This window comes from Sedimentisphaera salicampi (assembly GCF_002117005.1).
Classification (GTDB): Bacteria; Planctomycetota; Phycisphaerae; order Sedimentisphaerales; family Sedimentisphaeraceae; genus Sedimentisphaera; species Sedimentisphaera salicampi.
In genome coordinates, this window is the sequence record NZ_CP021023.1 from 184,513 (window position 1) to 195,386 (window position 10,874).

General features: G+C 44.7%; 6 protein-coding genes. All 6 read left to right on the forward strand.

Going from position 1 to position 10,874, the window contains the following annotated elements; translation table 11 throughout:
- The first annotated feature begins 7 nt into the window (after positions 1 to 7).
- The 6 genes from STSP1_RS00705 to STSP1_RS00730 all read left to right on the forward strand — a co-directional run bounded on the left by STSP1_RS00705 (position 8) and on the right by STSP1_RS00730 (position 10,809).
- Positions 8 to 2,254, forward strand: a complete 2,247-nt coding sequence (locus STSP1_RS00705) for a metallophosphoesterase family protein (protein WP_085754505.1) — start codon at positions 8 to 10, stop codon at positions 2,252 to 2,254.
- A 97-nt stretch (positions 2,255 to 2,351) separates the two neighbouring features.
- Positions 2,352 to 2,960: a PEP-CTERM sorting domain-containing protein gene (locus STSP1_RS00710; RefSeq protein ID WP_085754506.1), complete on the forward strand. Its 609-nt coding sequence runs from the start codon at positions 2,352 to 2,354 to the stop codon at positions 2,958 to 2,960.
- Positions 2,961 to 2,986: 26 nt separating this feature from the next.
- Positions 2,987 to 3,607 (forward strand): PEP-CTERM sorting domain-containing protein, encoded by a 621-nt coding sequence (locus tag STSP1_RS00715; protein WP_085754507.1) that lies wholly within the window; start codon positions 2,987 to 2,989, stop codon positions 3,605 to 3,607.
- A gap of 66 nt (positions 3,608 to 3,673) precedes the next feature.
- The gene (locus tag STSP1_RS00720; protein ID WP_085754508.1) at positions 3,674 to 5,074 is read left to right on the forward strand and encodes a sulfatase-like hydrolase/transferase; all 1,401 of its coding nucleotides are present in this window, start codon (positions 3,674 to 3,676) and stop codon (positions 5,072 to 5,074) included.
- A gap of 27 nt (positions 5,075 to 5,101) precedes the next feature.
- Positions 5,102 to 9,976, forward strand: coding sequence for an FAD-dependent oxidoreductase (locus STSP1_RS00725; protein WP_085754509.1), 4,875 nt, complete (start codon positions 5,102 to 5,104; stop codon positions 9,974 to 9,976).
- 62 nt (positions 9,977 to 10,038) lie between these two features.
- Positions 10,039 to 10,809: a PEP-CTERM sorting domain-containing protein gene (locus tag STSP1_RS00730; protein WP_085754510.1), complete on the forward strand. Its 771-nt coding sequence runs from the start codon at positions 10,039 to 10,041 to the stop codon at positions 10,807 to 10,809.
- Positions 10,810 to 10,874: the final 65 nt, after the last annotated feature.

The following is a 10,874-nucleotide window of genomic DNA, read 5'->3' on the forward strand; positions in this document are numbered from 1 at the left end:
AGTAAAAATGAAATTTAATAAAATCACAAGAAGAGATCTTCTCAAAACAAGCGGCGGTTTAGCATCAGCGATTCTTTTAAGCGGAAAGGTTCTTCCCGGTTCGGATATGTGTTTTGCGCAGGGCGGATCATCAAAGGTGAAGATATTTGCCGTAGGGGATGCGCATTTCGGCTGGGATAATGGCGAGCAGCCTTCGCCTGAGTATCAGGAACAGCTTATGGAAACAATTATGAACAGATTTCCCGATCTTGATGCCTTCGTAGATACCGGAGATGCCCACCACAACTACGCTGTTGAAGCGGATAAGGGCAGATGGACAGATGTGATCCAAGGGGGATGCAGAACATCACAGTTCTTCTATGCCGCCGGCAATCACGAAGTTGATAAATGGAATGCAGAATACGATCCGGAGGAATTCGCTGAAAAGCTCGGAAGCGTTGCTTGCAGGCCATACTACAGCTTTGACATCAAGGGAATCCATTTTATATCTCTTCCAGAGCTTGCAAGAGCGAATTATATTACTGAAGAAGAAATCGAATGGCTGAAGCTGGATTTGGCAGTTAATCAGGGCAAAACTACTGTTATATTCAGCCACAACTCGCTCGCAGGTACAACTGAGTATTATACCGATCAGGCCTACAGACAGGTTGCTAACAGCCAGACAATCCTCGATATAATCAATCAGCACCCAAATGTACTGGCTTGGCTGCACGGCCATAACCATACCTATGAAGTAGTTCCGAAAAGCGGGAAGGTTTATGTTTCGCTTGGAAGGATAGGCGGATTTGCGAATGAATCAGTTCTGCCCTATGATTTGGGCGGATTCTACCTTGAGGCAGGCAGCGATTATCTAACGGTTCGCGGCTACAATGCCGAAGCTGATAAGTTTTTCGATGAAATATCAAGCGATTATTCGTTCCTTAATCATACAATTAACGGCTCTACATCTCTGAATCTCAGCGAAAAGCCGGCAATTAGTTATGGATTCGGCGGTGCTAGAGACGGCCAGATAATCTCCGCTTTCAACCACCACTGCAATGCTGGAGGCTCAGATCCGCTGCTTATAGGGGGATCAGATAAAGAGAAAGAAATTCTCAATACAGGTGAAGGCAAGAGAGAGCTGTTTATAACGGGAACAGATACTCAAATTTTCAACTTTAATAAGGATTTCCTCTGGCATGAACAAAGACCAAGCGGCGGAATTATGGCTCCCGGCTTTCATTTGCCGCCGGATAAGTATGAGTGGTCTAATTCGAAACTGAGGCTTTTAAGTAATGAATCTGGGAATACTTACTTCTGCGTCCCGATGAGGGGAGCTGCAAGGAACAGCTATTTAAGATGCCCTCCAGGGGAGACATACAAATTCAGAATGAAGATGGATTGCCACAGCGGCGGGCAGAATCTTCTGGTTAAATGCAATGTTTATGACAATAATCAGAATGTTCTGGAGACTTTGATCAAACCGTCTGTAACCCTCGGCAGCGGTATGCAGACTCTTGATTATGATTTCGAGATCCCAAGCTTTGAAACTTTCGCATGCAATAACAAGCCGAACACACTTGAATACGATATTGAAGTTGCAGGGACGGAGAATCAAGATTTGATCTATAACGATATAACTTCTGACAGAAAGGTGCAAATTGGGTTTGAGGCTGTATTCTCTAACTTCTCAGAATATATTGATATTGATCAGGCCGAGGTTATGTTTGCAGATGCAGACGGCCAAACCTCTACCGTGAACCCGGGCGTTAAGGCAGACGGAACAAACTGCAGCTTCTCGGGCACGCTTTCCAGCTCTCAGATCGAGTCTTACCAGCTTCCTGTAAAAACGCCGGAGAGAAGCGTTTTCGAGGTGTCAGCAGGGGGCAGCCGAAGGCTGTCTTGGCTGGTAAGGCAGACTGCTCCAGCTTGGCAGGTTAGGAACGCACCTGTCGCCGATAAGGGAAGCTTTATTGAAGTTGGCCCTATGCGAAACGACTACTCACCAAAAGAGGAGATTGTAATAGCACCAACTTCTCAGACTAACTCGCCGTTCATTCACAGACTTCGCCACATAAGCAAGGCCAAAATATTCCCTGATAAAGGCAATAAAACCCTCATTGCTGATATTGAGAAGCTCTCCGGTGAGGGAGAAATAATAGCAGCAAGTTCTGAGATCCCAAAACGTGTAATGGGTGCTTCCGGCTGGTCGTACAGCAACGGATTGGTTACTGCTCAGATAAAGCAGCAGGGAAGGGTTGTAATGAAATTTTGAAAAAACTTCTGCCAATTAATTATGAAAGGAGGTAAGTTTTTGCAAAAATAGTTGGCGTAAAAGAAGAAACTAATTTATTAATTTTTAGGAGAAAAGTATGAAGATTAAAATTCTAACCTTAGCAGTATTGTTTGGGTGTGTTTGTGTAGGCTTTGCGGCATTCAATATGATTCCTGAAAACCCAGATTTCGAGGATGGTAATGTTGGCGATTTTCCAACAGGCTGGTTCCAAAATGGTACAGTCATTACCTCGGATAACGGCCCGAGCGAGCCGGGCAGCAAGTCTGCCTTTATGGCCGGCGGTTCAGAAACATATGGCCTGCGTTCAAAAGGCTTTGAGGTAACTTCAGGCGAAACCTATACACTCACCTTTGATTACAAAACTGCTAACTCAACATCAGGAAATCCGCAGCTGCGGTTCATTTTCATAGAAAATGCAACAATTGATACTAATGGAAATGTAAGCGGTGATTTCATTGGAGAATCGCAGTCAACTTTAACTGTAACTAATAATGAGTGGGACACATTCAGTATAACAGCCTCTGATACAGGCACTCAATTAGCTTCCTATTTGAGATTTACCAAGAATACATTTGGTTCATTTGACGGTGAGGTCTGGATAGACAACGTTTCTGTTGTCCCCGAACCAGCGACCATGGCTCTGATTGGCATTGGCGGTCTTTTCATCCGCAGGAAAAAGGTTTAATTATATAATTAGAAAGGAGAGACGCTTTGAAGATCAAACTTCTAACATTAACAGTGCTGTTTGCCTTTGCCTCTGCAGGCCTTGCGGCATTCAATATGATTCCTGAAAACCCAGATTTCGAGGATGGTAATGTTGGCGAACTAGTAACAGGCTGGTTCAAAGATTCGGCATTTACATTCTCGGATAACGGACCAAGCGAGCCAGGCAGCAAATCGGCTTATTTAGCCAGCGGTACGGAAGATTACGGTCTTAGGTCAAGAGGTTTTGAAGTTACATCAGGCGAAACCTATACACTCACGTTTGACTACAAAACCGCAGGCACAACTGATGGTAATCCTGAAGCTAGATTTTTATTCAAGGAAAACGCAGTAATCGACAGCTTAGGCAATGTCAATGGTGATTTTATTGGAGCGGAAGTTTTGGACTTGACGCCAACCGAGGGCACTTGGGAAACATTGAGTGTCGCTTCATCCAGAACAGGAACTGATATAGCAGGAGTTATCAGGATAACCAAGAATAAGTTCGCTTCAGGCTCAGACTCATTCAACGGCGAGGTCTGGATAGACAACGTTTCTGTTGTCCCCGAACCAGCAACCATGGCTCTGATTGGCATTGGCGGTCTTTTCATCCGCAGAAAAAAGAAATGACAACTTTATTATTATTATTTAGCAGAGGGCTCATGCCCTCTGCCTTACATTTCTTAGGAGATACAGATGAAACGAAGAGATTTCTTAAAGGCTTCAGCCGCCTGCGGTATGGGGCTTTCATTGACAGGCCTTGCTGCCGGGGTGTCGGCAGAAAAATCTGCAGTAAGCAAGCCGAATATAGTGTTTATAATGGCCGATGATTTAGGTTTCGGCGATTTGGGCTGCTATGGAAATCCTGTTGTTCAAAGTCCAAATATAGACACTTTCGCCCAAAACAGCCAGACGCTCACTCAGTATTACAGCGCCGGGCCGGTATGCAAGCCTACGAGGGTATCCTTCTTAACAGGCAAATACCCCTACAAAACAGGCTCAAGGATGACCGTTGACGGCAGAGACCCTTCTCTTGATGTCGGATTTTTCCCAAAAATTCTCCAGCAGGCAGGCTACACAACCAAAGTGGCCGGTAAATGGCATGTCGGTCACTTCCCGGGCGGTATGGATATTATCGGATTCGATGAATGGTCTGTATGTGCCCCGGGTGGATGGTGTGACTACTGGGACTACACAATACACACAAAAGGAAACACTGAACCTTCTAACGGTAAATACAGCACCGATATGATAACTGAAAGCGGGCTGGAATTTATCGAAAGGAATCAGGACAACCCATTCTTTCTTTATCTTGCTTATACTGCCCCTCATTTTCCGCTTCAGGCTCCCGAGGAGGATATAGATCCGTTCAGGGATAACAGCGACCTTGAAGAGGGAACAAAGGTTGTCTATGGGATGATAAAACGTATGGATCATGGTATCGGCCAGATACTTGCAAAGCTCAAGGCAAAAGGCCTATATGATAATACTATGGTAGTGTTCACAAGCGATAACGGGCCTAGATTCGGTGCATATAAAGGATTATCACAAGAGCGATATAACGGTCATTTAGCCGGCCAGAAATCTTATACGCTCGAGGGCGGCATAAAAGTGCCTGCTATTGTGCATTGGCCGCAGAAGTACAATTGCCCGTGCAGTTATTATCCATATATGATGCATACAGTGGACTGGTTCAAAACGCTGCTGACCGTTGCCGGAGCAGATATCCCGCAAGGAACTGATATCGACGGGGATTGTTATGTAGATTACCTGCTCAACTGCAAAAAGGGCGATGATACCAAGAGGTATTGGTCTTTCAATAATGTCCGCCCCACATCAAAGAGCAACAGCGCCATGCGAGATGGAGATTGGAAGCTGAATCGTCCTGCGATTGAGTCTTTCAAGAGATGGGACCAGCCAGCTGATCTGCCTCTGCCCGATGATATACCGGACTACGAGCTTTACAGAATAGATAAAGACCCGTTTGAAAAGAATGACATCTCTGATGAGTACCCCGAGAAAACAAAAGAAATGATAAGAGATTTTGAAAACTGGTTCGATGCTGTTATGAAAAAACACAGAGAACTTAATTCATAAAATGCTTAACTAAATCACGAGAGAAAAATGCGATACTTTACTGCAATTACTGTTTTTGTTTTAGCCATTTCGGCTGCGAATTTTGGAGCTTTCTGGGATGGAGGTGCAGGCACAACTTCCTGGAATGATGCTGCAAACTGGGACCCTGACGGTGTGCCAACCACCGATACTGACATTAGCCTTGGAGCGGATCCTGTTCAGGAAATTGTTGTCTCAGACAATGCATCCAGCAACAGAATTGATCTGGGCTACGATAACGGCAAGGATGTAAACCTAACAGTTGATGGAGCTGTATTAACTACAGGATGGTTTGTAAACGCCAGCAAAAATGTTAATTCAACTGTTAATATTACTAATGGCGGAACCCTTGATACCGTTCTTAATAGATTATATGTTGCCAACTCAGGCACCGGCGTGCTGAATGTCTATGACGGAACTGTCAAAAACCTGAACACCGTTTACGGGATTTTTATGTGCGATAAAAGTTCAGGCAACGGAACAATCAATCTCTATGGAGGCGAGATTATAGCTAACGGTATTGAAGCAGGGCTTTATTCTGGACAGTGGCAGATAAATATCGGTTCGGGCCAGCTCATACTCAATGGAGACCACAGAAGTTTTCTAAATACCTATTCGGATAATTTTATTCCTTTTGACGGCATGACAGATATCAATGTCAATTATTATTCCGATACTGATAAGACAGTAGTCTCTGCTGAAGAGGTTGTGCAAAACGATAATCTATACTGGGATGGAGGTGCAGGCACAACTTCCTGGAATGATTCTGCAAACTGGGACCCTGACGGTGTTCCAGCATCGGATAATGATCTGAGCCTTGGAGCGGATTCTGGGCAGGAAATTGTAATCTCGGCTGACGCCTTCAGCGGCAGAGCCGATCTTGGTTATGATAACGGCAAAAATGTCAGCCTTACAGTTGATGGAGCCGCGTGGACTTCCGGATGGGTCGTAAATGCAAGCAAAAATGTTAATTCATCTATTAATATTATTAATGACGGAACCCTTGATACTGTTCAAAACAGGCTTTATGTAGCAAGCTCCGGCACTGGTGTTATAAATGTATATGAAGGGACTGTCATAAACTCGAATCCTGATTACGGGATTTTTATGTGCGATCAGCCTACCGGCAACGGCAAAATTAATCTCTTCGGCGGTGAAATTATTGCTAATGGGATAGAAGCCGGTTCTTACCCCGATCAGTGGCGGATTAATATTGGCTCGGGCAAGCTCACGCTAAACGGAGACCATAGAAGCTTTCTAAATACTTATTCGGATAATTTTATCCCTGTTCAGGGTATGACAGATATAAATGTGAACTATTCACCTGACACGGGTAAGACAGTGGTCTCTGCAGAAAGAATTCTGCAAGAAAATTACGTATTAGAGAACCCGCGAGAAATACCAGTTATAGCCGAAAAAGACGTTGTAGTTTTAGGCGGTTCTACGGGCGCAGTTAGTGCAGCAGTAAGCGCTTCAGAGTCTGGTGCAAGCGTATTTCTTGCTGCTCCTAAGAAGTTTCTGGGAGAAGATATATACGGGTCCTATCGTTTGTGGCTTGAAGATGGGTTAGAGCCCAACAGTTTACTGGCAGAAAAGGTCTTTGAAGAACCTGAGCCCTTTGAAAATATGCTGGATTTTGATTACACAACTGATATTCCTTCAGCAGGCGGCCACAAAGATACTGACCCTCCATCACTTTTGAACGACTTCAAATACGCAAACGCAGTATCCCAAAGTGTACAATATGATGGGGATGTAAAAATCACAGTTGACTTGGGCGCCATTGAATCCTTCTACAAGCTGAATTTAAAGGCTTACCAAAGAGTCAACGGCTTTGAAGTTCAAGATGTAACTGTATTCGCAAGCAGCGACCAGCAGCAGTGGCAGCAGATAGCATACATCGAAAACGATATGATCGGCGAAGGTTTGACAGATTTCGATACGGTTGATTTAGAGGCTCAGGTTAATGGGCAATATCGCTATTTAAGATTTGATGTTCAGAAAACCGACAATGTCTCAAGAGTTCTGCTCGCTGAGCTGCAAATAATTCAGGAGCCTGAAGGCGGATTGCAGTCCGGCAGAAGACCGCCAACTCCAATGCAGGTAAAAACAGTTCTAAACGATGCACTTTTTGATGCTGACGTCCCCTATATTGTCAGTTCTTATCCAACTGAGATTTTGAAAGATGCAAGTGGTAATCCCGCCGGCGTAGTTATTACAAACCGCACCGGTAGGCAGGCCATTAAAGCAAAGGTAATCATTGATGCTACTCCAAGAGCTGCTGCTGCACGGATCTGCGGTGCGCAGTTCAGGCCTTTCCCTCAGGGTAATCAGCAGTTCAAGAGATATGTTGTCAGAGGTGAAGAAAAAACAGGGCCTAAGCTTCAGTCAAGAGTAATGCCAACGCCGGTATCCGGCCTTTACAGCGGCAATTATGATGCTTTGGAGTATCAGATAGAAATATTTATGCCCGATAATTCTTACGCTTCTTTCCAAGAGGCAGAACAAACAGCAAGAGAGCTTACATACAGCATTGAGCAGGTGGATACTTCTCAGGGAATTTGGCAGATTCCACAAGACCCAGTGCTCTCTTCTAACCAGTACAGCGGCGAGTTCAGCTCAATTGATGATATACCAGAAGAGAGTTTCAAATCTGTTTCGACAGACAGGATTTATGTTCTCAGCGGATGTGCTGATGTTTCCCGTACTATTGCTGAGGAGCTTTTATATCCTCCTGTTTATATAGCTCTCGGTGAAAGAATAGGCGGCGCTGCTGCCTTGGCAGCTTCTAATATATCATTGCCGCAGGATGTTGAAGTGAAATCTAATAATAAGGCTGCTTCAATCTCGGCAGAAGTTAAAGAATCCAAATATGGAGCCCGTCCGACAGACTTCACCGCTTCAATGGTGAAAAGCGAAGCCCGCGGGTTGAAGGTTTTAGCAGAATATGATGTTGTAGTGGTTGGCGGCGGGACTTCGGGTGCTCCTGCGGCTATAGCAGCTTTAAGAGGCGGCGCAGATACCCTCGTGGTTGAAGCAATGCACGACCTTGGCGGCGTGAGTACGCTTGGCTTGATAGGCAAATACTATTACGGTAACAGAGTAGGATTTACAGAAGAGCTTGATACTGGTGTTGCTGCTATGAACGCCCCGCAGCTAAGCGATAACGTTCATTGGAATGTTGAGGCCAAGGAAGAATGGTATAGAAATATGATTTCATTTATGGGCGGTGATATATGGTTTGAAGCTATAGGCTGCGGAGCAGTTGTGGACGGCAGCAAGGTTAAGGGCGTTGTTGTTGCTACGCCTCTTGGGCGAGGTGCAGTTCTAGCAGATGTCGTTATTGATGCAACCGGTAACGGTGAGATCGCAATTCCTGCAGGTTCTGATTATATGTTCACAGACGACGCCCACGCCGCTATGCAGGGAACAGGACTTGCTCCCCGAAACTTGAATGATAATTACTCCGTTCCGTTCTGGTATGCAAATAACGACTGGACCTACGTTGATGAGACAGATGTTAAAGACGTGTTCCGTACAAGCGTAAGGGGGCTTGATAAATACAGCTCTGCTTATGATATAAGCCAGTTCATACAAACAAGAGAAAGAAGGCGCATTGTCGGGGATTACTGTTTACAGGTGCCGGATTTTCTAAATCTGAGAACATTCCCTGACACCATAGCCAAGGCATACGGAGGAAAATACGACTCCCACGGCTTTACAGTACATCCGTTCCAGAGTATTAAGACATCTGAGTATAATCATTGTTATATACCGTATCGATCTCTGATACCCGCTAATCTGGACGGGATTCTCGCCGCAGGGTTAGGGATTAGTGCTCATAGAGATGTTATCCCTGTTTTCAGAATGCAGCCTGATATACAGAATATTGGTTATGCCGCTGGTGCGGCGGCCGCTTTAGCTTCAGAGAACGGCGGACACGTAAGAGATATAGATGTTGAACAGCTCCAGGAGATGCTTGTAGATAAGGGGATAATCGAATCTGCTGTCAAAAACCATCAAGACTCTTTCCCGTTTACACAAAGTGAGATTTCTCAAGCGGTCCAGCAGATGATTGCAAGCTCGGATTATGAAGGCCTTAAAAAAGTTCTCGCGCAGCCGGAGGACGCTGTGCCGTTCCTCGAAAATGTGTGCTATGATACATCAAAGAGCTTTGAGCAGAGGCTCAGGTCAGCGCACGTCCTTGGCTTTCTTGGTAATTCTGCAGGTTCTGCTCTGCTTGTTGATGCTGTGGAAAATTATTCAGAGTGGGACGAAGGCTGGAATTTCAGGTCAGGCGGCCAGTTTGGCTCCAGTTTGAGTAGGCTGGACTCCTACATAATTGCTTTGGGTAAAACAGGCGATATCTCAGGGCTTCAGCCAGTTTTAGATAAGGCAGAGCTCTTGGGTGAAACTGATGCTTTTTCTCATTTCAGGGCTGTTGCGATTGCTCTTGAGTCTATAGCATCACCTCAGGCCGCCGAGCCCCTTGCGAACCTGCTGAATATAAGCGGCGTTAGAGGTCATGCAGTTACAAATGTTGAGCAGGCTTTGAATAACCCGCTAAACAGGAGAAATTCTCTGAGAGAGATAATTTTGGCGAGGGCTTTGTACCGCTGCGGTGATTATAATAACCTCGGTTTGAATACGCTTAAGCAGTACAAATCTGATTTGAGAGGGCATTATTCAAGGCATGCCCACGCTGTTTTAAGAGAAGCGGATATCAATAACGATGACTCAGTAAATTTAGGTGATTTGTCTTTTTTAGGTGATAGATGGCTTACATTTTGTGATATGTGCTATGGTGCTGATTTGAATTCAGACAAAATCGCAGATATCGATGATCTAACAATAATAGGAAGTCAATGGCTTGAGCAAATGTGATTTGATTCGAGTCTTAAATTAAATGTTCCAAAGTAATGTATTATTAAAAAAGAGGTGAAATTATGATTGATGGGAAATTTAGGCAGTTACTGACAATTGTGTTAGTTTTGTCAACTGTGAGTTACGCTGCTTTCTGGGATGGAGGTGCAGGCACAACTTCCTGGAATGATGCTGCAAACTGGGACCCGGACGGCGTCCCCACTACGGATACTGACCTTAGCCTTGGAGCGGATCCTGTTCAGGAAATTGTTGTCTCAGACAATGCATCCAGCAACAGAATTGATCTGGGCTACGATAACGGCAAGGATGTAAACCTAACAGTTGATGGAGCTGTATTAACTACAGGATGGTTTGTAAACGCCAGCAAAAATGTTAATTCAACTGTTAATATTACTAATGGCGGAACCCTTGATACCGTTCTTAATAGATTTTATGTTGCCAACTCGGGTACCGGTGTGGTGAATGTCTATGACGGAACTGTCAAAAACCTGAACACCGTTTACGGGATTTTTATGTGCGACAAAAGTTCAGGTAACGGAACAATCAATCTCTATGGTGGTGAGATTATAGCTAACGGTTTGCGGGCCGGTTCATATTCTGACCAATGGAGCGTTAATATTGGTTCCGGGGAGCTGAAACTAAACGGAGACCACAGGACCTTTATGAACACCTATTCAGATAATTTCAACCCTATACAAGGTATGACTTCAATTGAGGTTGATTACGATTCCCAAGGCGACCTAACTACTGTAACTGCTGTCCCAGAACCTGCAACATTGACTTTGCTGGGGATTGGCGGTTTATCATTGTTTAGAAGAAAACGCAAAAATTGAACTCATAACTGAGATATATGCCGAGGAGGGTGCTATTTTTGAGTGTGCATTATTTAGTGCACGCT

Excerpts from the sequence above, each read along its gene's own strand:
- STSP1_RS00730 (WP_085754510.1), top strand. The coding sequence starts at position 10,039 with ATGATTGATGGGAAATTTAGGCAGTTACTGACAATTGTGTTAGTTTTG.
- STSP1_RS00720 (WP_085754508.1), top strand. The coding sequence starts at position 3,674 with ATGAAACGAAGAGATTTCTTAAAGGCTTCAGCCGCCTGCGGTATGGGG.
- STSP1_RS00710 (WP_085754506.1), top strand. The coding sequence starts at position 2,352 with ATGAAGATTAAAATTCTAACCTTAGCAGTATTGTTTGGGTGTGTTTGT.
- STSP1_RS00725 (WP_085754509.1), top strand. The coding sequence starts at position 5,102 with ATGCGATACTTTACTGCAATTACTGTTTTTGTTTTAGCCATTTCGGCT.
- STSP1_RS00705 (WP_085754505.1), top strand. The coding sequence starts at position 8 with ATGAAATTTAATAAAATCACAAGAAGAGATCTTCTCAAAACAAGCGGC.